A 24,320-nucleotide genomic window follows, 5' to 3' on the forward strand; every position below is an offset into this window, starting at 1 on the left:
AGAATTTCCTTGACGAAAACGATTTAATCCTTATTTTTCTTAAACTTCACAAAATATAAATTATTTATGCCTACTATAAATCAATTAGTAAGAAATCCTAGAAAAAGGATTGCTAATAAAACAAATTCTCCTGCACTTGCAAATTGCTCCCAAAAAAGAGGAGTATGCGTCAGGGTTTACACTACTACACCAAAGAAACCTAATTCTGCATTAAGGAAGGTTGCTCGTGTAAGACTTACTAATAAGTATGAAGTTATTGCATACATACCAGGAGAGGGTCATAATTTGCAAGAACACTCAGTGGTATTAATAAGAGGAGGAAGGGTAAAGGATTTACCAGGTGTTAGATATAAGATAGTGAGAGGTTCTCTTGATACTCAAGGAGTTCAAGACAGAAAAAGATCACGTTCTCGTTATGGAGTAAAAAAACCTAAATAATAAATTTAAAATAATATAAAATGTCTAGACGTCACAGCGCAGAAAAAAGAAAAATTAATCCAGATCCAAGATATAACAGCTTGTTGGTCGCTAAGTTTGTAAACAACCTGATGAAGGAGGGTAAAAAAGCATTAGCAAGAAATATAGTCTACCAAGCTTTTTTGCAAGTTGAGCAAAAGCTTAAAAAACCTGCATTAGAAGTGTTTGAAGAAGCTATAGCTAGGGTAGAGCCAAAAATAGAGGTTAAATCAAGAAGAGTAGGAGGTGCAACATATCAAGTGCCTGTTGATGTTAAGCCAACTAGAGCTAGAGCGTTAGCTATAAGGTGGGTGCTGGAAGCTATTGGTAAAAGGAATGAGAGAGCTTCACAGGATCGTCTTGCTGGAGAAATCCTTGATATTGTTAATGGTAGAGGTCATGCAATGAAGACTCGTGAAAATACTCACAAGATGGCCGAAGCAAATAGAGCTTTTTCACATTTTAGGTGGTAGACTGAGGATATTATGGCAGAATTCAAATATGATTTAAATAATTATAGAAACATCGGTATCATGGCTCACATTGATGCTGGTAAAACAACTACTACTGAAAGAATATTATATTACACAGGTAAGTCTCACAAAATTGGTGAAGTGCATGATGGCGCTGCAACAATGGATTGGATGGAGCAAGAGCAAGAAAGAGGTATTACAATTACATCTGCCGCCACAACTTGTTTTTGGAATGGTAATAGAATTAACATAATAGACACACCGGGGCACGTAGATTTTACTATTGAAGTTGAAAGATCTTTAAGAGTTTTAGATGGAGCTGTTGCAGTGTTTGATGGTGTAGCTGGTGTTGAGCCACAATCAGAGACTGTTTGGAGACAAGCTGACAAGTATAATGTACCTAGAATTTGTTTTGTTAACAAAATGGATAGAACTGGTGCAAATTTTTATCGTTGTGTTGACATGATGGTAGATAGGTTGGCCGCCAAGCCATTAGTATTACAACTACCGATAGGTTCTGGAGAAGAGTTTGTTGGTTTGGTTGATTTGATGAGAATGAAGCAAATAATATGGAAGAATGAAAATTTAGGTGCGGAGTTTACTTATGGAGATATACCAGCTGATATGCAAGCTAAGGCTGAAGAGTACAGAGAAAAGCTAGTAGAGGCTGCTGTAGAGCAAGATGATTCATTGTTCGAGAAATATTTGTCTGGTGAAGAAATTTCCAATGAAGATTTGCAAAGATGTATCAGGTCTGGTGCAATTAAAAGAGATTTCGTTCCAGTTTTGTGCGGATCAGCATTTAAAAATAAGGGGGTACAATCACTATTGGATGCGGTAGTAGACTATTTACCTTCTCCAATCGACATTGGTCAAGTGGAAGGAAGTGACGTAGATGATGCTGAAAAGAAAATAATCAGAAAAGCTGACCCAAAAGAGCCTTTAGCTGCTTTAGCTTTTAAGATTATGACTGATCCTTTTGTTGGTTCTTTAAGTTTTGTGCGTATTTACTCAGGCTCATTAAAGGCAGGTGATACAATTTACAATCCTATCAAGCGTAACAAGGAAAGGGTTGGTAGAATGTTGCTTATGCATTCAAACCACAGAGAGGACATAAAAGAAGCGAAGGCAGGAGATATAATAGCTCTTGCTGGTTTAAAAAACACTACTACTGGTGACACCTTATGTATGCAAGATAATCAGGCTATATTAGAAATAATGGAGTTTCCTGAGCCAGTTATTGAGGTTGCAGTTGAGCCTAAATCTACAGCAGATCAAGAGAAAATGGGTTTAGCTCTTGGAAGGCTTGCATCTGAAGATCCATCACTTAGAATATCTTCAGATGAAGAAAGTGGTCAAACTATACTTAAGGGTATGGGTGAATTGCACTTAGAAATTATAGTGGATAGATTAAAAAGAGAGTTTAAGGTTGAGGCTAATATTGGAGCTCCACAAGTAGCCTATAGAGAAGCTATAACTAAATCTTTTGAAGTTGATTATACGCATAAGAAACAATCTGGTGGTGCTGGTCAATTTGCAAGAATTAAATTATTGTTAGAGCCTAATGAAAAAGGTGAAGGTTTTTCTTTCGTAAGCAAGATTGTTGGAGGTAATGTACCTAAAGAATATATACCAGGAGTACAAAAAGGTTTAGAGCAGAGTTGTAATGCTGGAGTTTTAGCTGGTTATCCTGTAGTTGATTTTAAAGCAACATTGTTAGACGGCGCTTATCATGATGTTGACTCTAGTGTTTTAGCATTTGAAATTGCTTCTAAAGCTGCTTTTAGAGAAGCGGTCCCTAAGTCTGGTCCCGTAATACTTGAGCCAGTGATGAAAGTAGAAGTTATAACCCCTGAAGAATATATGGGTGATATAATAGGCGACTTAAATTCAAGAAGAGGTCAAATTAGTGGTATGGAACCTAGAGGAAATGCTCAGGTTATTAGCTCTCATGTTCCACTAGCTTCAATGTTTGGTTATGTAAATGAGTTGCGTTCTATGTCACAAGGAAGAGCACAATTTACGATGCAATTTGCACATTATGAGCAAGTTCCACAACAAATAGCTGATGAAATTAAATCCAAAGTAGCATAATTAATATTTTTAAAGGTATAAAATGAGTAAAGAAACATTTAAAAGAGATAAATCACACTTAAATATAGGAACAATTGGTCACGTTGATCATGGTAAGACTACATTAACGGCGGCAATATTGAAATATTTTAGCTCTGAGAAGTTGGGTTATGACGAGATAGACAAGGCTCCAGAAGAGAGGGCAAGAGGAATAACAATACAAACTGCGCATGTTGAATATGAGACTGCGAATCGTCACTACGCACACGTTGATTGTCCAGGACACGCTGATTACGTTAAGAATATGATAACGGGAGCAGCTCAAATGGATGGAGCTATATTAGTATGTAGTGCAGCAGATGGTCCTATGCCACAAACTAGAGAGCATATATTATTAGCTCGTCAAGTAGGTGTTAAAAACTTAGTTGTATATTTAAATAAATGTGATCAAGTTGACGATGAGGAGTTGTTAGAGCTTGTTGAAGTTGAAGTAAGAGATTTGTTAAGCCAGTATGATTTTGCTGGAGATGATATAACTATAATAAATGGAAGTGCTTTAAGCGCATTAGAAGGAAAAGACGATGCCGGTTTAGGTAAGGCTTCTATAGATGCTTTGATGGCAGCGGTTGATGCTGATTTTCCTAATCCTGAGCGTGCTATAGATGGTAATTTCTTAATGTCGGTTGAAGATGTATTTTCGATCTCAGGCAGAGGAACTGTAGCAACTGGTAGAATAGAGCAAGGCATAGTGAAGGTTGGCGAAGAAGTTGAGATAGTTGGAATAACGGAAGAGACTCAGAAGAGTACATGTACTGGTGTTGAGATGTTTCGTAAGTTACTAGATCAAGGTCAAGCTGGAGACAATGTTGGAATTTTATTACGTGGTTTGAAGCGTGAAGATATACAAAGAGGTCAAGTTATAGCTAAGCCGGGAAGTATTACACCACATAAGAAGTTTAAGGCAAGTTTATATGTTTTGACTAAGGATGAAGGAGGTCGTCATACGGCATTCTTTAGTAATTATCGTCCACAATTTTACATGCGTACAACGGATGTTACTGGAAGTATAGAATTACCTGCTGGAACTGAAATGGTAATGCCTGGAGATAATATAGAATTGACAATTAATTTGATTAATTCTGTAGCATTGACTCAGGGTATGAGGTTTGCAGTAAGAGAGGGAGGTCGTACTGTGGGATCTGGTGTAGTTAGTGAAATTATTGAGTAATACTCTAATTTGGGAGTGTAGCTCAACTGGTAGAGCGCCGGTCTCCAAAACCGGAGGTTAGAGGTTCGATTCCTCTCGCTCCTGCCAAATAAAAAGATAGTAAAATGAAATTAATTAGTTTTTTACAAGAAACAAAAAAAGAAGCTTTAAAAGTAACTTGGCTAAAAAGAAAGGATTTAATATTATCCACTTTATCAGTTTTTTTAATAGTAGGTTTATTTTCAGTATTTTTTCTAGTGGCAGATTTGCTTATTTCAAAGTTTATAACATATATAATAGGGGTTTCAAATTAATATGTCTTACAAATGGTATGTAGTACAAGCTTATTCTGGTTCGGAAAAAGCTGTTTTAAATGGTATTAGACAGAGAGCTGAAAGAGCTGGCTGTGAACAGCTAATAGAAGATATTCTAGTTCCGCTGAAGAAAATAGTTCAGATAAAAAAGGGAAAGAAGGTAGAAGTTGAAAAGAACTTTTATCCTGGTTATGTTTTTGTAAATATGGATCTAAATAACGAGTTGTGGCATTTAATAAAACAAATTCCTAAAGTATCGGGATTTATTTCTCAAAATGGAAAACCATCTCCTATTAGAAAATCTGAAGTAGATAATATATTTGGGCAGTTAGAAGATGATAGCTTGGATCTTGGTTGTGATGTTGAATTTGACATAGCAGAGTCAGTTAAAGTGATAGATGGTGGTCCATTTGATAGCTTTACTGGAGTTGTAGATTCTGTAGACACGACAAAAAAGAAGCTTATAGTGTCAGTATCTATTTTTGGTAGAGCTACTCCACTAAATCTTGATTTTAACCAAGTTGAAAAAATATAAAAAAAAACTTGCGTATTAAGTAAAAACAATATAGAAAAAGCATCTCTTTAAGGAAATATATTAGCTATGGCAAAAAAAGAAGTTACTGGAATAATAAAACTACAAGTACCAGCTGGTGGTGCAAATCCATCCCCACCTGTAGGGCCTGCTCTAGGGCAGAAAGGTCTAAATATAATGGACTTTTGTAACAAGTTTAATGATGCTACAAAAGGGTTTGAAAAAGGTATGCCTATACCAGTTATAATAAGCGCTTACGCTGATAGATCTTTCGATTTTGTAACTAAAACTCCCCCAGTGTCTTTCTTGATAAAGAAAAAGTTTGATTTGAAAAAAGGCTCAGGAACTACTGGTAAGGAAGTGATAAAGGAAGTTAAAAAGAGTGACTTTAAAGAAATAGCTGAAGTAAAGCAAAAAGATTTAGATTTGCCATTAGACTCTATAGTCAATATGGTGGCTGGAACAGCTAAGTCATTGGGTATCAAGGTTTTAGAAGATTAAGGAAATGTCAAAAAACAAAAGATTAAATAATATAAAAAAAGGCTTAGATTTGGAAGCTCAATATGAGTTGGATAATGCAATAAGCACCGTTAAAGCTAACGCTACCGCTAAGTTTGATGAGTCAGTGGATGTTGTTTTTAGTTTGAATGTTAATCCAAAGCATCAAGACCAAAACATCAGAGAGATAGTAAGTATGCCTGAAGGATTAGGCAAGAATACTAGGGTTGCAGTTATAGCTAAAGCTGAAAAGCATGAAGCGGCTATATCAGCAGGAGCTGAGAGGGTAGGAGCAGAAGACTTAGTCGATGAGATTAGACAAGGTAAGGTTGACTTCGATTTTTGTATAGCTACACCAGACATGATGCCAAAAGTTGGTCAGCTTGGAAAAATCTTAGGCCCTAAGGGTTTGATGCCAAATCCTAAGTTAGGTTCAGTGACTAATGATGTTCAGAAAGCAGTTGAGAACGCTAAAAAAGGTCAGGTAGAGCTTAAAGTGGAAAAATTTGGTTTAGTACATGCAGCAATTGGTAAATCAAGCTTTGACGCTCAGAAGATAAAAAATAATTTTGATGCGGTATATACGGCGTTAAAGAATGCAAAACCTACGGGCGTTAAGGGTTCCTATCTTAAGAAAGTATTTATAGGTTCCACTATGGGTCCTTCGTTAGAGATATCAATTTCATCATTAAATAAATAGAGTTTAAAATGAACTTATTAGAGAAAAAAAATTTCGTTGAAAAGCTAAGCCAAGAAATTAAAGCAACTAGCATTTTGTTAGTAGCTCACTATGCTGGTCTAACTGTAGCGCAGATGACTACGTTAAGAAATTCTGCAAAAAAGAGTGAGGTGCAGATTAAAGTTGCAAAAAATTCTCTAGTAAAATTGGCAGTGTCTGGAACTGATTATGAATCTATAACAAATGATTTGTCTGGTCCAACCGTGTTAATTTTTGCAAACGATATAGTTTCTGCTGCAAAAATTATGGTTGATTTTGCTAAAGAAAATAAAGAATTAGTGATTAAAGCTGGTTCTTACGACAAATCTCAGATAGGAAAGGAGGAAATAGTTTCTATTTCTAAGATGCCTTCTCTTGACGAGATCAGAGCTAAGTTAATTAGCTTGATTCAAACTCCTGCTACTAGGTTAGCCTGTGTGCTTCAAGCGCCAGCTAGTCAATGTGCTAGAGTTATTGAAGCATATTCTAAGAAGTAATTAATAAATTGTTGAGGTTAAATTTATGGCTGATTTAAATAAAATAGTAGAAGACTTATCTACATTAACAGTAGTTGAAGCTGCTGAATTATCAAAGTTGTTGGAAGAGAGTTGGGGCGTTAGCGCTGCTGCTCCTGTAGCTGTGGCCGCTGGTGCTGCTGCTGGAGCTGATGCTGCTGAAGAAGAAAAAACTGAATTCTCAGTTGTTTTGTCTGAAATAGGTGGTAAAAAAATTAATGTTATCAAAGAAGTTAGAGCTATAACTGCTCTTGGTCTTAAGGAAGCTAAGGATTTAGTTGAATCTGCTCCAAAAGAGATCAAAGGTGGTTTGTCAAAAGAAGATGCTGAAAAGATGAAAAAAGCTTTAGAAGCGGCTGGCGCTACTGTAGAGTTAAAATAATTAATTTTAATAATTAATTATTTTAATTTTAACTCTAATTACTTCTTTAACTTTTTTGTACATTCATAATGAAGAATCCTAACAGAAATACCGATGCTTTAACTTATCGTAAAAGTTATGGCAAGATTGGCGATGTTATGCCATTGCCAAACCTAATAGAAGTTCAAAGGAACTCATATAGAACTTTTGTGGATCCAGATAATGTGTCTACAGAGGATGGTTTAGGTAGGGTTTTCTCTTCGGTCTTTCCAGTAAATGATTTTACAGGCTTGTCAACTATGGAGTTTGTTAGTTACAAGTTGGAAAAACCTAAATACTCTCAAGCGGAATGTTTAAAAAGGGGCGCTACTTATTCAGTGCCCATTAAAGTTACATTAAGATTGATAGTATGGGTAATTGATGAAGATACAGGATCTAAAGAAGTAAAGTCCATTAAGGAACAGGAGGTTTATTTTGGTGATTTGCCGTTAATGACTCCAAGGGCAACTTTCATAATAAATGGTACAGAAAGAGTTGTAGTTTCTCAGTTACATCGTTCACCTGGAGTGTTTTTTGACCACGATAAAGGGAAAGCAACTAATCAAACAAAGCTATTATATTCTGCAAGGATAATACCTTACAGAGGTTCATGGTTGGATTTTGAATTTGATACCAAGGATCTATTATATTTTAGAATAGATAGGAGAAGAAAAATTCTAGCTACTACTTTCGTTAGGGCTTTAGGATACACTACAGAGCAAATATTAAAAGAGTTTTACTCAGCTGATTTGTACAAGGTTAGTGATGGTTCTTTTGTAGTTGATGTAGATTTATCTAGCTTAAAGGGTACCGTTTTAAAACATGATATTGTATCTGCTGATGATAACAAAACATATTTAAAGGCAGGTGAAAAAATTACTGCTTTATCACTCAAAAAGTTTAAAAGTCACAATATAACATCAATTAAATTAACAGCAGAAAATTTAGTTGGCTCAATATTGGTGAAAGCCTTAGAAGTTAATGATGAAGTAGTAGAAGCTGGTTCTCTGGTTACAGATGAGATGATTCCAGCATTGTTAAAGAAGGGAGAATTTGAGTTAATCTCTATAAATAAGGTTAATAGTCCTTATATTCATAGCACAATGTCTGCTGAAAAAAATAAAACTGAGGATGATGCCCTTATAGATATTTACAAAGTTTTAAGACCGGGGGATCCTCCGTCTGTGGAAGCTTCTAGAGAGATATTTACGTCATTGTTTTTTAAGGATGATAAGTATGATTTATCTAACGTTGGTAGAGCTAAAATTAATGAGAGGTTAGATATCGATGTATCGGAAGACTTAACATTATTAACAAAAAAAGACGTCATTGAAACTGTTAAAACATTACTAGAAATGAAGTTTAAAAACTCGGATAGTGATGACATAGATCACTTGGGTAACAGAAGAGTAAGATCAGTAGGTGAGTTAGTAGAAAATCAATTCAGAATAGGTTTGGTCAGAGTACAGAGAGCGATACAAGAAAGAATGAACTCCGTGGAAATAGATACAGTTCTTCCACAAGAGCTGATTAATGCTAAGCCATTAATTTCTACAATAAGAGAGTTTTATGGTACCTCTCAATTATCACAATTTATGGATCAAACCAATCCATTATCAGAAATAACACATAAGAGAAGATTATCTGCACTAGGTCCAGGTGGTTTGTCGAGAGATAGAGCTGGTTTTGAAGTTAGAGACGTACATACTTCTCACTATGGAAGGATATGTCCTATTGAAACACCTGAAGGACCTAATATTGGTCTGATAAATTCAATAGCCACTTATGCAAAAGTTAACAAATTTGGTTTTTTAGAAAGTCCTTACAGAAAAGTTTTGGATGGTAAAGTTACGAATGAAGTTGTGTATTTATCTGCAACTCAAGAGTCTAAATATATTATTGCGCAAGCAAATGAAGAATTGGATGAAGCTGGTTCTTTTGTAGGAGAGTTGCATAATTGTAGACACAATGGCAATTACTTAATGACTCCTTCTAACAAGGTTGATCTTATTGATCTTTCTCCTAAGCAAGTTGTTTCAGTTGCTGCTTCATTAATACCATTCTTAGAAAATGATGATGCAAATCGTGCACTAATGGGTTCTAATATGCAAAGACAAGCAGTTCCTTTGCTTTATCCACAGGCTCCTATAGTTGGGACTGGTATGGAAAGAGTAGTTGCCGCTGATTCTTCAGCATGTTTAACCGCAAAGCATGATGGTGTAGTCGAAAAAGTAAATGCTTCCAAAATATTTATCAGGATTGATGATGAATCATCTAACGAACTAGTAGAAATTTATGAATTGCGTAAATATCAGAGATCTAATCAAGATACATGTATCAACCAAAAGCCATTAGTTAGGGTAGGGCAATATGTTAAAAAAGGAGATGTTATAGCTGACGGACCTAGTACAAAAAATGGGGAACTAGCCCTAGGTAGAAATGTATTAGTAGGCTTTATGTCATGGAATGGCTATAATTTTGAAGATTCAATAATTATGTCAGAGAAAATAGTATCAGACGATGTCTTTACTTCAGTGCATATAGAAGAATATGAAATTACGGCTAGAGATACTAGATTAGGATCGGAAGAAGTTACTAGGGACATACCTAATGTAGGAGAAGAAGCTCTAAGAAACCTAGATGAAGTAGGTATTGTAAACATTGGCGCAGAAGTGTTGGGAGGAGATGTAATCGTTGGTAAAGTCACGCCTAAAAGTGAATCACCTTCAACGCCTGAGGAAAAGTTATTAAGAGCTATATTTGGCGAAAAAGCAGCTGATGTTAAAGATTCTTCATTATATATTCCACCAGGGGTTAGTGGTACAGTTATAGATGTTAGAGTATTTACTAGAAGGGGTGTTGAGAAAGATCAAAGAACTCTTACAATAGAAAGGCAGAGAATATCGAAGCTTACTAACGATAAGCAAGAGAAGCTTAGAATAATTGAGAAGCATTTAGTTGATAAGGTTAAATCTTTGGTATTAGGAAAAATAGCTGTTAAGACAGTTGGTAGTATAAAGTCAGGTAGTAAACTTGATGAAAAAGATTTTGCTAATATCAGTATATTCAATCTTAAGAAAATTACTCTAGATGATTCTGCAATAAACGATAAATTAGAAGCTCTTATAAAAAGATTTGATGTAACAGCTGATAATTTTGAAAGAAGTTTGGCGGATGATATAGATAAATTGCAGGGCGGTGACGACTTACCACAAGGAGTGCTAAAAACAGTTAAGGTATTCGTTGCGGTGAAAAGAAAATTGCAGCCAGGAGATAAAATGGCCGGTAGGCATGGTAATAAAGGTGTTATTTCTAAGATAGTACCAATAGAAGATATGCCTTACTTAGAGGATGGAACTCCTCTAGATATTTTACTTAACCCGTTAGGTGTGCCTTCAAGAATGAACGTAGGACAAATACTTGAAACTCATTTAGGTTTTGCATCATACGCTCTAGGAAAAAAAGTTTCCAAAGCTGTTAGTGAGGCACAGGACAAAGCTGAATACGAGAAGTTGAGGAAAGAAGCCATAGATGCTTATGACGATGTCAAAGCTGAAGAATATATTAATTCTCTAAATGATGAAGAATTTAAAGGTTTTGCAAAAGGCCTTGAGACTGGGCTACCGATAGCAACTCCTGTTTTCGATGGAGCAAAGGAATCTGATATAGTGGAAGCTTTTGAGAAGGCAGGTTTAGACTCTTCCGGACAAATGTTTGTTTATGATGGTAAGTCTGGAGAAAGGTTCGATCGAAAAGTTACAGTTGGTTATATTTATATGATTAAACTTCATCACTTAGTAGATGACAAGATTCATGCTAGATCAATAGGACCATACAGCTTAGTAACACAACAACCACTAGGAGGTAAATCTCATTTTGGAGGTCAAAGATTTGGTGAAATGGAGTGTTGGGCTTTACAAGCATACGGTGCATCGTTCACTTTACAGGAAATGTTAACTGTAAAATCTGATGACGTTAGTGGAAGAATTAAGCTATATGAATCAGTAGTTAGAGGGGATAGTAACTTTGAACATGGTGTGCCGGAGTCATTTAATGTAATGATTAAGGAGCTAAAATCTCTATGCTTGAATATTGATTTAGAGCAAGAAGAATAATTTTATAAATATATATTAAAGGTTTTTATATGAGCACTGGACCATCCCAAGCTTCATTCAATTATATAAACGATGCTGAGCATGATTTTAACACAGTTAAGATATCAATCGCTAGCCCCGAACAGATTAAATCATGGTCGTATGGAGAGGTTAAAAAACCAGAAACTATAAATTACAGAACATTTAAACCTGAGAGAGATGGTTTGTTTTGTGCCAGAATTTTTGGTCCAGTTAAAGATTACGAGTGTTTATGTGGAAAATATAAAAGAATTAAATACAAAGGAATTATCTGTGAGAAATGTGGAGTAGAAGTTACGACTTCCAAAGTGCGAAGGGATCGCATGGGCCATATAGATCTAGCGGCACCTGTTGCACATATTTGGTTTTTAAAATCTTTACCTTCAAGAATATCAACTCTTTTGGACATTACACTAAAAGAAATAGAGAGAGTTCTTTATTTTGAGTCATTTATTGTAACTGAACCAGGAATAACCAGCTTGAAATATGCTCAAACTCTTACGGAAGAGCAGTATTTGGAAGCTCAGGATGAATTTGGTGAGGAAGCTTTTGTAGCTCAAATAGGAGCGGAAGCAATAAAAAAAATGTTGATGTCAATAGATCTTAAAAAGGATCAAAAAAAGTTAAGATCATCATTAATTGAAGAGACTTCTGAGGCGAAAAAGAAAAAAGTAGTAAAAAGGCTTAAGCTAGTAGAATCTCTGTTAGATTCTGGTAATAAACCTGAATGGATGATAATGGAAATTCTTCCTGTAATTCCACCAGAGATTAGGCCTCTTGTGATGTTAGATGGTGGTAGGTTTGCTGCTTCAGACCTAAATGAGCTATATAGGAGAGTTATAAATAGAAATAATCGTCTTAGAAGATTATTAGAGCTTAAAGCTCCAGAAATCATTATTAGAAACGAAAAAAGAATGTTACAGGAATCTGTAGATGCTTTATTTGATAATGGTAGAAGAGCTAGATCACTTAAAAACTCAAATAAACGACCTTTCAAATCTTTAACTGATATGTTAAAAGGTAAACAAGGTAGGTTCAGACAGAATTTATTAGGAAAGAGAGTAGATTATTCTGGTAGATCTGTGATTGTTGTTGGCCCAGAATTAAAATTACATCAATGTGGTATTCCCAAGAAAATGGCTTTAGAGTTATTTAAGCCTTTTATTTATTCTAAGATGGAATTATATGGAATTACTAATTCTATAAAAGCAGCAAAAAAATATATTGAAACAGAGTCTTCTGAAGTTTGGGATATTTTAGATGAAGTTATAAGAGAGCATCCTATTCTATTAAATAGAGCTCCAACTTTACATAGACTAGGCATTCAGGCATTCGAACCTGTTCTAATTGAAGGTAAGGCTATACAGTTGCATCCACTAGTTTGTACCGCATTTAATGCTGATTTTGATGGAGATCAAATGGCAGTGCATGTACCTATATCATTAGAAGCTCAAATTGAGTGCAGAGTATTAATCATGTCGACAAATAACATATTAAGCCCTGCAAATGGAAAGCCTATTATTGTGCCTTCTCAAGATATTGTTTTAGGTTTATACTATGTTTCTTTGGAATTAGATGGGTGCGTAGGAGAGGGTAAGGTTTTCAGTGACACCTCTGAAATAGAGCATGCTCTATTAGCTGGGGCAGTAACATTACACACAAAGATTAAATACCATTTTAGAGGAGAGTACATAGAGACTACCCCTGGTAGAGCTATATTATCTTGCTTGCTTCCTGAATCTGAAGAGCTAAATTTTTCAGCAGTTAACAAAGATATGACAAAGAAAGCAGTCAGTAACTTAATAGATTTAGTATACAGAGTATGTGGTCAAAAGAGTACGGTTGTTTTTTGTGATAAATTAATGGCTTTAGGCTATAAGCATGCAACAAAATCTGCAATATCATTCGGAAAGGACGATATGTTAATTCCAAAAGAGAAGCATGAGCATATTAATTCAACCATGCAAGAAGTAAAAGATTTTGAAAGGCAATATTCAGATGGATTAATTACTTCTGGTGAGAAATATAATAAAGTCATAGATGCATGGTCTTTATGCACCGATAGAGTTGCAGAAGACATGATGAATCATATTTCTTCTAAACAAGAAATAAAAGATAGTAATAATCATCATAGTGAACAAATAAATTCTGTTTATATGATGGCTCACTCTGGAGCTAGAGGTTCCGCTTCTCAAATTAAGCAGCTAGCTGGTATGAGAGGTTTAATGGCTAAGCCTAGTGGAGAAATTATAGAGACTCCAATTATTTCAAATTTTAAAGAAGGTTTAACTGTATTGGAATATTTTAATTCCGCACACGGTGCCAGAAAAGGTTTAGCGGATACTGCACTTAAAACTGCGAATTCAGGATATTTGACTAGAAGATTAGTTGATGTTTCTCAAGATTGTATTGTTTCAGAGTTAGATTGTAAAACCAAAAAATCAATTACTCTTAAAACTGAAATAGAGGGAGTTAACGTAGTAGTTCCTCTGTCCGACAAAATATTAGGTAGAGTTTCCGCTCAAGATTTGATTAATCCAAAAACTAAAGAAATTATAGTTAAAGAAGGACAATTAGTAGATGAAGAAATTGCTGAAAACGTTGATCAAATTGGTGTAGATTCATTAAATGTAAGATCAGTATTAACTTGCGAATCAAATTTTGGTGTTTGCACAAAATGTTATGGCCGAGATTTATCTACAGGAGACATGGTTAATCTTGGAGAAGCAATAGGAGTAATTGCAGCTCAGTCAATTGGAGAGCCTGGTACTCAGCTTACGATGAGAACCTTCCACATTGGAGGAGCGGCCCAAAGAGGAGCTGAGCAATCCAGTATTGACGCGACCACAGATGCAACAGTTAAGCTAATAAACGCAAATTTAGTCTTAGATTCTAATGGAAGAAAAGTAGTGCTTAATAGGTCTGCGAGTATAGTACTAATTGGTGCTAATGGAGTGCAAATAGCCAAACATAAATTGCCATACGGTTCTAGGTTAAATTATGTTGAGGGAGATCAGGTACAAAGAGGTGATAGAATAGCTGAGTGGGACCCTTATAATACACCTATCATATCAGAAGTTTCCGGTATTGTTAAATATAAGGATCTTGTTGAAAACATTTCATATAATGAAGAAGTTGATTTAGCTACTGGAGTTTCAAGCAGAATAGTTAATGATTGGAAATCAGCTGGTGACAATAATTTAGTTCCTCGTCTTGTCATACAAGATAAGGATGGTGAAATTAAGAAGTTGAAAACAGGTATAGATGCAAGATATTTCTTATTTATTAACGCTTTACTTAACATTGAGGATGGCCAGGAAATACATTCTGGTGACATATTAGCCAAGATACCAAAAGCTTCATCACAAATTTCAGATATAACAGGTGGTCTACCTAGAGTTGCTGAGTTGTTTGAAGCTAGAAAACCTAAGGATTTTGCAATAATTAGTGAGATTGCTGGAACAGTTATTTACGGAAAAGATTATAAGTCTAAAAGACGTATAGTAATTAAGTCTGACAATGATGCTATTGACGATGCAGAGTATTTAGTTCCGAAAGGAAAGCACATAGCTGTAAACGAAGGTGACTATGTTAATAAAGGTGACTTGTTAATGGATGGTAATCCTGTTCCTCATGACATTTTAAGCGTTTTAGGAGTAGAAGCTTTATCAGAGTACATGAACAAGGAGGTGCAAAAAGTGTATAGGCTTCAAGGTGTTAAAATAGATGACAAGCACATAGAAGTTGTTTTATTGCAAATGCTTAAAAAAGTTGAGATTACTAACGCTGGTGAAACTACTTTAATACCAGGAGAAGTATTGAGTAAAGAAGAGTTTGCAGAAGTAAATAAAAGAGCTGAAAAAGAAGGCTATAAGAGCGCTGAATCTAGAGCAATTTTACAAGGTATAACTAAATCTGCATTACAAACTAATTCATTTATATCAGCTGCATCATTCCAGGAAACGACAAAAGTACTTACTGAGGCTTCTATATGTGGTAAAAAGGATCATTTGAGAGGTTTAAAAGAAAGTGTAATTGTTGGTAATTTAATCCCTGCGGGAACCGGTTTTTATACAGCTCAACTTAAGAAAGAAGCTTTAAAAAGAGATTTAGATGCTAATGCCGAAGCAGAGGCAACTAACGTTTTAGATGCAGTAGTTAATAGTGACGAAAAAACATCTAAAACAGAAGTAACAGCTTAAGAAACTTAAAGATCATGAAAGTATTAGTTCTTGGTAGTGGTGGTAGAGAGCATGCAATTGCTTGGAGTTTTTCTAAGTCCTCTCTATTAACCAAGCTGTATGTTGCTCCAGGTAACGCTGGTATGGCTGAACTAGCAGATTGCATAAATCTTGACATTAATGATTTTGAACAAATTTCTTCCTTTTGCTTAGCCAATCATATTGATTTAGTTATGGTAGGACCTGAAAAGCCTTTATCTAATGGAATTGTAGATTTTCTAGCTAAACATAATATTAAAGTTCTTGGGTGTAACAGCTTCTGTTCACAACTTGAATCGTCGAAAGCCTTTACCAAGAAAATATGTGATAAAATTGGAATTAAAACTGCTGCTTACAAGGTTTTTGATAATTTAGATGAATCGCTTGATTATTTACATGAACAAGAAAAGTTTCCACAAGTAATCAAAGCGGATGGCTTAGCTGCGGGTAAGGGCGTTATTATTGCTGAAAAAAGGGAGGATGCTGTGCAAGCAGTAAGAGATATATTCTCCGGTAGTTATGGCCATATGGATAAAGTTGTTATAGAGGAGTTTCTTACTGGAGTGGAAGCTAGTTTTTTTGCAATTTCTGATGGTAATAATTTTAAAGTTTTATCAAATGCTGGTGATTATAAAAGAGTAGGCGATAATGATACAGGACCTAATACAGGTGGTATGGGTACATATTCACCAAGTCCTTATGTTACAAAAAGAGTAGAAGAAGAAGTTGTTGAAAAAATTCTAAAGGTAACTTTTAATTATCTAAAAGAGCAAGGACAGCCTTACAAAGGTATAATTTTTGCAGGTTTAATGATAAATGATAGGCAGGAGCCTTACCTTATAGAATATAATGTCCGTTTTGGTGATCCTGAAACACAAAGTATTTTATCTCGTTTAAAAAGTGATTTTCTTGAAATATGTTTAGCAGCTGTCAACGGATCTTTAGCAGAGTGTGAAGTAGAGTTTAGTGATCTAAAGGCAATTACTCTTGTTTTGTCAGCTAAAGGTTACCCGAGTAAATATAAAAAAGGTACAGAAATAGATCTAAGTTCAGTGAAAAATATAAAAGATATAAATATATTTCACGCTGGAACAACTATTAAAAATAATAAATTAGTGGCAAATGGGGGGCGAGTTCTTAATATTACAGCTCTAGGAAAGAGTTTTAAGCATACTTATGACATAGTGTATGAGGTAGCTCGCAAGATCAAATGGAAAGATAAGTATTTTAGAAAAGATATAGGCTCTGTGTTAATTAATTCTGAAGAATCTTAAGCTTTATTAATTTTATCAAACTATCTTTTTTATTCTGATTATTTGATATATTGGGTAAGTTAGAAAAATTGTGTTGTGAAAAAGGGATATTATATAACAAAGTTATTGTATATTATCTCGTTTGTTGATTGCCATGTTTCTTAAGTTTGCAATAGTCTTAACTATTTTCTCGCATTATAATTTAACTCAAATTAGTTATTCCAGTAAAGGTTTAGATGTTATTATTGCTAATTTTTAAAAAACTTAAGCTTTATTAGTTTGTATAAACCTGCTACCAGGTTTACTGACTGGCCTTTGTTTTAATAAATCAGGAAGATTATCAGAGTGGTATGTTGGAAAAGAAAGATCAAATAACGGAATTATTGGTACGTTATCCAATTTTTCAATTTTTTTATCTCTTCTGATTAAACAGGTTTCAGCTATTATTTTTGCACCATAACTTTTAACTAAATCATAGGTCTCCAAGGATGATTTTCCTGTTGTCAAAACATCTTCAACAATTAAGACTTTATCACTACCGTCTAAGGAAAAACCTCTTCTGAATTGAAACTCACCATTTACTCTTTCACAGAAAATATTTTCTTTATTTAATTGTCGAGCAATTTCATAGCCGACTAATAAGCCTCCCATTGCTGGAGCTACTACTTTTGTAATTTGGTTAATATCAATTTGCATGGTTATTTTTTTTACCAACTTAAAACATAAATCTTTGGCAGCAATTGGATCTGACATTATTTTCGCACATTGTATATAATATTGGCTATGTAGGCCAGATGACAAAATGAAATGACCTTCTTTAAGTGCATTATATTTTTTTAACAAGTTTATGTTTTCTTCTAAAATTGACATATGAATAATAATATATTAAATTTTGCTTAAGATAAAACTATGGTTAATAAAGAGCAAGAACTAACATTTGAAAAAATCACTAACCTTTTTTCATTAATCGATGAAATATTATCTATTTTAGAGAGTGATAGTAAAGAAGTTAGAGCAGAGATATTATTGGAAAGGTTTGAGTTGTTAGAGGCTTTTATTAAACAAGCTGTAATTTCTGTGGAAGAAATCTCATCTTGTTATACAGAAATAATTAAAGTTAAAAAAAACAATTCTAGTAGAAAAGATTTAACCAATAATCTAGCTGATTTATTGATAGGGATATCTTCTTACAAGAAAGCTTGGTTGATAAAAGAAAATGACTAAAAAGGTTGAAAATATTACAGAAGTTTCGAAAATATTTAATAACTTGTCGGATGAAGTTTTTGACCTAATCAAAAATTTGCTCCAGCAAGGGATATTATCCAAGCAAGAAATTTTGGCAAAGCTCCCCCCAGAGATAAAAGAAAAATTAACTAAGTTATTGCTCAAAGATAAAATTAAAAAGTCACAAACTCGCTAAATTTAATTTGCATATTACTCATGTTAATATAAAATTGGCACAAGAGACGGATATTCCGTCTTTTTTTATTTATAAGTGTCATAGATTAAAGGTAAAAAAGTGGTAAATTACATTTCAGGTAATCCAGAATTAATAAAGATAGTGGAAGCGGTAGCTACAGAAAAAGGCATATCTGTTGACTCAGTAATAGATGCATTAGAACAAGGTATAAAACTAGCTGCCAGAAAAAAATATGGAGTAGAATATGATATTAACGCTCAAATCAACAGAAAGACTGGGGGCTTTAAAATTTATAGAAGGCTCGAAGTAGTAGAAGAGGTTGAAGATAGTAATGTGCAAATTTCTATAGAGACTGTAAAAAAATCTCCATCAGGACAGGATGCAAAATTAGGTGATCATGTAATTCAAGATTTGCCACCAGTTGATTTAAAAAGGTTGGTTGCGTCAGTAGTCAAGCAAGTTATCGTGCAAAAAGTAAAGGTAGCGGAAAAAGAAAAAGAGTTTAACTTGTTCGAAGGTAAGGTTGGTACAATAGTTAATGGGATAGTAAAAAAGGTTAGTCCTAAGGGAGTTTTATTGGATGTTTCTGGTGCAGAAGCATTTTTGGATAATTCTGACTCTATACCTCATGAAAATTTAAGTCAAAACGATAGAGTTAAAGCTAGTATAAAAGAAGTTGTTAGAAAGGATAATGGTGTGCAGGTATATCTCTCGCGTACTTCAAGTAAGTTTATGGAGAGTTTGTTTATGCAGGAGGTGCCAGAAATTTACGATGGAATTATAAATATAAAAGCAATTGCTCGTGAACCTGGTGCTAGAGCTAAAGTTGCCGTTAGATCAGTTGAGTCTAATTTGGATCCAGTTGGGGCGTGCGTAGGTGTAAGAGGTTCTAGAGTCCAGGTTGTGATAAACGAGCTTAAAGGTGAGAAAATTGATATAATAGAATGGTCAGAAGATACCGCGACATTTGTTGTAAATGCTTTAACTCCAGCTAGTGTTCTTAAAGTCGTCATAGACGAAGAAAACAACAAAATAGAAACAGTTGTGCCGGAGAAAGATTTTAGTATTGCAATAGGTCGTAAAGGTCAAAACGCTCGTCTAGCGTCAAAGTTGACTGGATGGAGTATTGATATATTAACAGAAGAGCAAGAGTCTAAAATTAGAAAGGAGGAGTCCGAAAAGGTTTATGATGTTTTTGTAAATCATTTAGACATGGATGATATGCTAGCTAGGCTTCTTATAGCAGAAGGTATATCAGAAGTTGAAGAAATCTGCATGATAGATGTTGAGGAGTTAGCAACTATTGAAACTCTAGATTTAGATAGGGCCAAAATAATACATAAGAAAGCATGCGATTTTGTAAAAACAGATAATTACAAGAAGATTAAGTGGGATCGTTACAATTTAGATGATAGTTTATTAGAGGTGAAAAATCTTACAGCTGAAATTGCTATAAGTCTAAAAGCTAGAAAGGTTGTAACTGTCACTGATGTCGCTGATTTATCCAGAGATGATTTTAAAGATATTGTAAGTGATTCTATCGATTGCTCTGATAAGGAAGTTGACGAGATAATTATGGATGCTAGAGATGTGGTTAATTCATTGGAAGTAAAAGAAAGTTAAATGACAGAAAGTTTTACAGATAATAAAAGAGGTAAAAGAGGTTCTCCCAAGGTTGTAGTAGTAACTAAAAAGAGATTCAGCTTTTCTAGTAAAGTTAATAATAAGCAAGTAGAAGCTAACGAAAAAGCCGCTGAGCCTATTGCAAAGCCTAAGCTACAAGATTCTCAAGATCTTAATCAGTCGCATGCCGTTTTTGGAGGAGACTTGCGGAAGTCGGGTAATAAAGTTAGAAATTTAGATAACGATATTATAAAAGAAAAAGAAGAGCCCAAAAATATAGAGGTTAAGCAAGAGCCAAAAAAGGTCTCTAAATCTTTTACCACAGGAAAAGCTCACTTAAAAAAAGAGGGAGTAAATAAAATAGATGATAACTTTTTTAGTAAGGCTAATAAGGAATCAAGTAGTAAAAATACTAAGAAAGACAAAAAAAGTTTTCTAGAAGATATAACGATAGTATCTGATTCTAAACAAAAGTCGTTTAACAAAGTAAATGAAGCAAGTAACTTCTTGGCTGCCAAAAAAGGTTATGATGAATCACAGGCTAGAAACAAAAATTTCTTTGATGATGCTGAAGGTGAGAAAGAAAGGTTAAGATCTATAGCTTCAATAAAAAGGGCGAGAGAGAGGGTAAGGCGTGATAAGTCAGACTTTAATGTGGATAAAAGTCAAGATAGAGTAAAAGAAGTTGTAATTCCAGAAACAATCACTGTGCAGGAGCTTGCTAACAGAATGTCGGAAAGAAGTGCCAATTTGGTTAAGGAATTAATGAAAATGGGTATGATGATAACCGCTACTAAACCGATAGATGCTGATACGGCTGAATTGTTAGTGGCAGAGTTCGGAATGACTGCAAGAAGAGTAGCTGATTCTGACATAGAAAATAGTTTGTATGACAGTGAAAGAGATAATAAAGAAAAGCAGTTATCTAGATCACCTGTAGTATCTGTTATGGGTCACGTAGATCATGGAAAAACCTCTCTTTTAGACGCGTTAAGAGAAACAGATGTTGTCTCGGGCGAGTCCGGTGGAATAACTCAGCATATTGGTGCATCTAGAGTTAAAGTTAAAAAGGACCAATATATTACTTTTTTAGATACTCCAGGTCACGAAGCTTTTACTGCCATGAGGCTAAGGGGGGCTCACGTAACAGATATGGTTATATTAGTGGTTGCAGCAGATGATGGTGTAAAAGATCAGACTATTGAAGCTATAAATCATGCTAAAGCAGCGAAAATACCAATAATAGTAGCAGTAAATAAAATTGATAAAGAAGGTGCTAATGCACAAAAAGTAATTACTGAATTGTTAAGCCATAATGTAGTGGTAGAGGAAATGGGTGGTGAAAATTTATGTGTTGAAGTATCTGCCAAACAAAAGAAAAATTTAGATAAATTAATAGATGCGATATTTTTGCAAAGTGAGTTTTTAGAATTAAAGGCAAACAGAGAATGTAAAGCATCTGGTGTGGTTATTGAAAGTAAAGTTGATAAAAACAAAGGTGTGTTAACCACTATTTTAGTGCAACATGGTACATTAAAAGTAGGGGACATAGTATTAGCTGGTAACGCTTATGGTAGAGTGAAAACTTTAGCTAGTGACAAAGGAAACAAATTGCATCAAGTGTTACCTTCAGAGCCCACAGAGCTTTTGGGTCTTGACTTAGCTCCTCAGGCTGGTGAGCAGTTTAATGTTGTTGAAAATGAAAAAGCGGCTCGTGATATTGTAGAATATCGCTTGGATAAAAAGAAAAATATAGAAGCAGCAAGGAGAAGCAAGAAAACATTAGAAGATATTTTCTCTGATATGACGCATGAAAGTAAAAAGAAGTTATCCTTGGTTGTTAAGGGAGATGTAAATGGTTCAGTTGAAGCCATTGTTAGCTCTTTAGAAAAGTTATCCAATGATGAGGTAACAATTCAGGTAATACATAGTGCTGTCGGTGGTATTACTGAGTCTGATATAGTTTTAGCAAAGGCATCAGAAGCTATTGTAGTGGGTTTTAATGTTAGAATAGCTAACAACGTAAATGACAAAGAATCTAAGGATGTTGATATAAGATATTATTCGATTATCTATGACTTGGTAGATGATGTCAAAAAGGCAGTAACAGGAATGTTAAAGCCAATTATTAAAGAAAACGCTCTTGGAAAGGGAGAAATCAGAACTGTATTTGATTTAACTAAATATGGAAAAGTTGCTGGTTCTTACGTAAACTCTGGTGTAGCTAAGCGTTCAGGCAGGTGTCGTATTATTAGAGACTCTGTAGTTGTTTCGGACACTGCAATTAAAGCTCTTAAGCATTTTAAAGATGATCTTAAAGAAGTTAAGAATGGTATGGAGTGCGGAATTAGCTTTGAGAATTGCACAGATTTCCTAGAGGGCGACCAATTAGAGTTTTTTGAGTTAACTGAAGAAGCTCACAAATAATGGCGCAGAAAGAATATTCTGAAAGACAATTAAAAGTTGCGGAGAATTTAAAAAGAATAATAGCTAATAATATTAACATAGATAAGTCTTTATTGCCTGTTATTGGTGATATTTATATGACAGTCTCTGAAGTTAGGATGAGTCCCGATTTAAAGTCAGCAAGAGTTTATATTTTACCAAATACTAATGCTGATGACACCGAGCAAATTGTTGATTTAGTCAATGAATTTTCTTATCTCATTAAAAAGTCTGTAGCTAAGTCTGCAAAACTAAAATATGTACCTAGATTAAGGTTTGTAAATGATAAATTGTTTGACCATGCTAATAAAATAGAGAATCTTATAGGAGATATTAACTGTAATGAGTAGATTGACCATAATATTAGTTAAGCCGCAAATGGGCGAGAATATAGGCTCTGCGGCGAGAATTATGGCTAACTTTGGTTGTTCTGACTTACGCATAATAGAGCCTAGAGATGGCTGGCCAAATAGAAAGGCTGAAATATTAGCGGCAGGCGGTTTAGAAATTATTAAAAATGCCAAAATTTATGATAATGTGGCTTCTTCTTTAGAAGGCTTAGATGAGATTTACGCATGTTCGGCAAGAGTTAGAAAAATGCATAAGGAACATTACAATCTTCAAGAACATATAGAAGATATTTCGCTTAAAGTACAAAGTGATAGTAAGATAGGTATGATGTTTGGTTCTGAACGAATGGGTTTGCTTAATGATGATATTATACATGCAAAGAAAATAGTTACTATAGCAGCTAATGATGAGTATCCAGTACTAAATTTGTCCCACGCTATAGGTTTGGTCTGCTATCAATATTTTAATATTTCTCATAAAAAAACTATAGAAGTAAAATATCGAAAAAAAGAAGCTAGTAAAACAGAGCTTGCTTATTTTTTAGAAGACTTAAAACTTAAGTTGGATGATACAGAGTTCTTTATTGATGAAGATAGAAGGGTAAAAATGTTTCAAGCTATTTCGAATATATTTACGCGTAATGATTTAAGTTCTCAGGAATTAAAGACAATGGTTGGCATTGTTAAGGCGTTATATTTTTTTGAAGCTAAAAACAAAATTAAAAAAACTAATAAGGACAGTTGACAATAGTAGGTTTTGCTATACTATTCGGCTCCTAATTTATAAATTTAAGATGACAAAAAGAGTTCAGGCAAAGCATAAAATATCAAGAAGATTGGGCGTTAATCTTTGGGGTTCACATAAATACCGTCAAGAAAAAAGTCATCCTCCAGGACAGCACGGCCCTATGAATTCTATGCGTAGAAAAACTGACTATGGAGTGCATCTTAATGCAAAACAAAAGCTTAAAGGTTATTACGCTAACATATCTGAGAAGAAGTTCAGAAAGATTTACCAAGAAGCTAAAAGTCTCAAGGGAGATACAGGAGAAAACATAATAGGTTTGTTGGAATCTAGATTAGACACTTTAGTGTACAGAGCCAATTTCGTATCAACAATGTTTGCAGCAAGGCAGTTTGTTAGCCACAAGCATGTTCAAGTAAATGGTAAAACTGTAAACATACCTAGTTATAAACTAAAGATAGGAGATGTAGTTACAATTAAAGAAAAGTCTAGAGATCTTCTTGTTGTGTTAGAAACTATACAAAAAAAGGAAAGAGAAATTCCTGACTATTTGGAAGTAGATTATAAACAATGTTCAGCGCAGATTTTATCTTTGCCTAAATTAAGCGATGTTCCTTACGCTTGTGTAATGGAGCCACACTTAATTGTTGAGTTTTATTCTGCTTAATTATTACTCGTTTTTGTAACAATATAGAAAATTTAACTATATAATTAAAGTAGCTAATAATAATAAATGATATTATTATTAGTTGCAAATTTTCTCTAAAATCTAATTTCTTTAAGTTCAACATTGTTGAACGCAACCTAAATTAAGGCAGAAGTTCTTTTTACTTGTTAGTTATATAACAATTTTATTGATCAATTAAAATCATTTTTAACAATAGTGCTACATAAACTCGTGTATTGGTGATTAAAATTATAATTTGTTCATTAATTGTAAAAACA

21 protein-coding genes and 1 tRNA gene are annotated in these 24,320 nt (G+C 34.3%); 21 read left to right on the forward strand and 1 reads right to left on the reverse strand.

Translation table 11 applies throughout. The annotated features are described in order from the left end of the window. The first annotated feature begins 66 nt into the window (after window positions 1–66). The 14 genes from HOH73_01725 to purD all read left to right on the forward strand — a co-directional run bounded on the left by HOH73_01725 (window position 67) and on the right by purD (window position 16,813). Complete coding sequence (locus HOH73_01725) at window positions 67–438, forward strand: 30S ribosomal protein S12 (protein MBT5827579.1); 372 nt, start codon at window positions 67–69, stop codon at window positions 436–438. A gap of 20 nt (window positions 439–458) precedes the next feature. Continuing rightward, a complete protein-coding gene (gene rpsG, locus HOH73_01730; GenBank protein ID MBT5827580.1) occupies window positions 459–929 on the forward strand; it encodes a 30S ribosomal protein S7 in 471 nt (156 codons plus the stop codon). Window positions 930–941: 12 nt separating this feature from the next. After that, window positions 942–3,023, forward strand: coding sequence for an elongation factor G (gene fusA / locus HOH73_01735; protein MBT5827581.1), 2,082 nt, complete (start codon window positions 942–944; stop codon window positions 3,021–3,023). 22 nt (window positions 3,024–3,045) lie between these two features. Further along, entirely contained in the window at window positions 3,046–4,230 is a 1,185-nt protein-coding gene (gene tuf, locus HOH73_01740; GenBank protein ID MBT5827582.1) for an elongation factor Tu, read from the forward strand. 11 nt (window positions 4,231–4,241) lie between these two features. Then, window positions 4,242–4,317 (forward strand) — tRNA-Trp (locus tag HOH73_01745). 17 nt (window positions 4,318–4,334) lie between these two features. Next, complete coding sequence (gene secE, locus HOH73_01750) at window positions 4,335–4,523, forward strand: preprotein translocase subunit SecE (GenBank protein ID MBT5827583.1); 189 nt, start codon at window positions 4,335–4,337, stop codon at window positions 4,521–4,523. Between the two features lies 1 nt (window position 4,524). Next, window positions 4,525–5,058 carry a transcription termination/antitermination factor NusG gene (gene nusG / locus HOH73_01755; GenBank protein MBT5827584.1) on the forward strand — a complete coding sequence of 178 codons (534 nt, stop codon included), beginning with the start codon at window positions 4,525–4,527 and terminating at the stop codon, window positions 5,056–5,058. Window positions 5,059–5,124: 66 nt separating this feature from the next. Further along, window positions 5,125–5,556 carry a 50S ribosomal protein L11 gene (gene rplK, locus HOH73_01760; GenBank protein ID MBT5827585.1) on the forward strand — a complete coding sequence of 144 codons (432 nt, stop codon included), beginning with the start codon at window positions 5,125–5,127 and terminating at the stop codon, window positions 5,554–5,556. Between the two features lie 4 nt (window positions 5,557–5,560). Beyond that, a complete protein-coding gene (gene rplA / locus HOH73_01765) occupies window positions 5,561–6,253 on the forward strand; it encodes a 50S ribosomal protein L1 (protein MBT5827586.1) in 693 nt (230 codons plus the stop codon). Between the two features lie 8 nt (window positions 6,254–6,261). Continuing rightward, window positions 6,262–6,768, forward strand: a complete 507-nt coding sequence (gene rplJ, locus HOH73_01770; GenBank protein MBT5827587.1) for a 50S ribosomal protein L10 — start codon at window positions 6,262–6,264, stop codon at window positions 6,766–6,768. A 25-nt stretch (window positions 6,769–6,793) separates the two neighbouring features. Next, the gene (gene rplL, locus HOH73_01775) at window positions 6,794–7,168 is read left to right on the forward strand and encodes a 50S ribosomal protein L7/L12 (GenBank protein MBT5827588.1); all 375 of its coding nucleotides are present in this window, start codon (window positions 6,794–6,796) and stop codon (window positions 7,166–7,168) included. 68 nt (window positions 7,169–7,236) lie between these two features. Next, entirely contained in the window at window positions 7,237–11,301 is a 4,065-nt protein-coding gene (gene rpoB, locus HOH73_01780) for a DNA-directed RNA polymerase subunit beta (GenBank protein ID MBT5827589.1), read from the forward strand. Window positions 11,302–11,330: 29 nt separating this feature from the next. Further along, window positions 11,331–15,521, forward strand: a complete 4,191-nt coding sequence (gene rpoC / locus HOH73_01785; GenBank protein MBT5827590.1) for a DNA-directed RNA polymerase subunit beta' — start codon at window positions 11,331–11,333, stop codon at window positions 15,519–15,521. Between the two features lie 14 nt (window positions 15,522–15,535). Continuing rightward, on the forward strand, window positions 15,536–16,813 hold the full coding sequence (gene purD / locus HOH73_01790; protein ID MBT5827591.1) for a phosphoribosylamine--glycine ligase: 1,278 nt from the start codon (window positions 15,536–15,538) through the stop codon (window positions 16,811–16,813). Window positions 16,814–17,056: 243 nt separating this feature from the next. Here purD and HOH73_01795 read toward each other — a convergent pair whose 3' ends face one another. Then, window positions 17,057–17,662: an orotate phosphoribosyltransferase gene (locus tag HOH73_01795; GenBank protein MBT5827592.1), complete on the reverse strand. Its 606-nt coding sequence runs from the start codon at window positions 17,660–17,662 to the stop codon at window positions 17,057–17,059. Between the two features lie 39 nt (window positions 17,663–17,701). On the opposite strand from HOH73_01795, the gene HOH73_01800 reads away from it, so the two are divergent. The 7 genes from HOH73_01800 (at window position 17,702) to rpsD (ending at window position 24,042) form a co-directional block, all read left to right on the forward strand. After that, window positions 17,702–18,016 (forward strand): hypothetical protein, encoded by a 315-nt coding sequence (locus HOH73_01800; GenBank protein ID MBT5827593.1) that lies wholly within the window; start codon window positions 17,702–17,704, stop codon window positions 18,014–18,016. Further along, complete coding sequence (locus HOH73_01805) at window positions 18,009–18,212, forward strand: hypothetical protein (protein MBT5827594.1); 204 nt, start codon at window positions 18,009–18,011, stop codon at window positions 18,210–18,212. The genes HOH73_01800 and HOH73_01805 overlap by 8 nt, the downstream gene beginning before the upstream one ends. A gap of 99 nt (window positions 18,213–18,311) precedes the next feature. Next, a complete protein-coding gene (gene nusA / locus HOH73_01810; protein ID MBT5827595.1) occupies window positions 18,312–19,835 on the forward strand; it encodes a transcription termination/antitermination protein NusA in 1,524 nt (507 codons plus the stop codon). Next, a complete protein-coding gene (infB, locus tag HOH73_01815; GenBank protein ID MBT5827596.1) occupies window positions 19,836–22,262 on the forward strand; it encodes a translation initiation factor IF-2 in 2,427 nt (808 codons plus the stop codon). Continuing rightward, window positions 22,262–22,630 carry a 30S ribosome-binding factor RbfA gene (gene rbfA, locus HOH73_01820; protein ID MBT5827597.1) on the forward strand — a complete coding sequence of 123 codons (369 nt, stop codon included), beginning with the start codon at window positions 22,262–22,264 and terminating at the stop codon, window positions 22,628–22,630. Before infB ends, rbfA begins: the two co-directional genes overlap by 1 nt. Continuing rightward, window positions 22,623–23,375, forward strand: a complete 753-nt coding sequence (locus tag HOH73_01825; GenBank protein ID MBT5827598.1) for an RNA methyltransferase — start codon at window positions 22,623–22,625, stop codon at window positions 23,373–23,375. Before rbfA ends, HOH73_01825 begins: the two co-directional genes overlap by 8 nt. A 49-nt stretch (window positions 23,376–23,424) precedes the next feature. Beyond that, window positions 23,425–24,042 carry a 30S ribosomal protein S4 gene (gene rpsD, locus HOH73_01830; GenBank protein ID MBT5827599.1) on the forward strand — a complete coding sequence of 206 codons (618 nt, stop codon included), beginning with the start codon at window positions 23,425–23,427 and terminating at the stop codon, window positions 24,040–24,042. Window positions 24,043–24,320 lie beyond the last annotated feature (278 nt).

This window comes from Alphaproteobacteria bacterium, assembly GCA_018667735.1.
Lineage (GTDB): Bacteria > Pseudomonadota > Alphaproteobacteria > Rickettsiales > JABIRX01 > JABIRX01.

Coding starts and splice junctions, on each gene's coding strand:
- HOH73_01725 (MBT5827579.1), top strand. CDS start 67: ATGCCTACTATAAATCAATTAGTAAGAAATCCTAGAAAAAGGATTGCT.
- rpsG (MBT5827580.1), top strand. CDS start 459: ATGTCTAGACGTCACAGCGCAGAAAAAAGAAAAATTAATCCAGATCCA.
- fusA (MBT5827581.1), top strand. CDS start 942: ATGGCAGAATTCAAATATGATTTAAATAATTATAGAAACATCGGTATC.
- tuf (MBT5827582.1), top strand. CDS start 3,046: ATGAGTAAAGAAACATTTAAAAGAGATAAATCACACTTAAATATAGGA.
- secE (MBT5827583.1), top strand. CDS start 4,335: ATGAAATTAATTAGTTTTTTACAAGAAACAAAAAAAGAAGCTTTAAAA.
- nusG (MBT5827584.1), top strand. CDS start 4,525: ATGTCTTACAAATGGTATGTAGTACAAGCTTATTCTGGTTCGGAAAAA.
- rplK (MBT5827585.1), top strand. CDS start 5,125: ATGGCAAAAAAAGAAGTTACTGGAATAATAAAACTACAAGTACCAGCT.
- rplA (MBT5827586.1), top strand. CDS start 5,561: ATGTCAAAAAACAAAAGATTAAATAATATAAAAAAAGGCTTAGATTTG.
- rplJ (MBT5827587.1), top strand. CDS start 6,262: ATGAACTTATTAGAGAAAAAAAATTTCGTTGAAAAGCTAAGCCAAGAA.
- rplL (MBT5827588.1), top strand. CDS start 6,794: ATGGCTGATTTAAATAAAATAGTAGAAGACTTATCTACATTAACAGTA.
- rpoB (MBT5827589.1), top strand. CDS start 7,237: ATGAAGAATCCTAACAGAAATACCGATGCTTTAACTTATCGTAAAAGT.
- rpoC (MBT5827590.1), top strand. CDS start 11,331: ATGAGCACTGGACCATCCCAAGCTTCATTCAATTATATAAACGATGCT.
- purD (MBT5827591.1), top strand. CDS start 15,536: ATGAAAGTATTAGTTCTTGGTAGTGGTGGTAGAGAGCATGCAATTGCT.
- HOH73_01795 (MBT5827592.1), bottom strand. CDS start 17,662: ATGTCAATTTTAGAAGAAAACATAAACTTGTTAAAAAAATATAATGCA.
- HOH73_01800 (MBT5827593.1), top strand. CDS start 17,702: ATGGTTAATAAAGAGCAAGAACTAACATTTGAAAAAATCACTAACCTT.
- HOH73_01805 (MBT5827594.1), top strand. CDS start 18,009: ATGACTAAAAAGGTTGAAAATATTACAGAAGTTTCGAAAATATTTAAT.
- infB (MBT5827596.1), top strand. CDS start 19,836: ATGACAGAAAGTTTTACAGATAATAAAAGAGGTAAAAGAGGTTCTCCC.
- rbfA (MBT5827597.1), top strand. CDS start 22,262: ATGGCGCAGAAAGAATATTCTGAAAGACAATTAAAAGTTGCGGAGAAT.
- HOH73_01825 (MBT5827598.1), top strand. CDS start 22,623: ATGAGTAGATTGACCATAATATTAGTTAAGCCGCAAATGGGCGAGAAT.
- rpsD (MBT5827599.1), top strand. CDS start 23,425: ATGACAAAAAGAGTTCAGGCAAAGCATAAAATATCAAGAAGATTGGGC.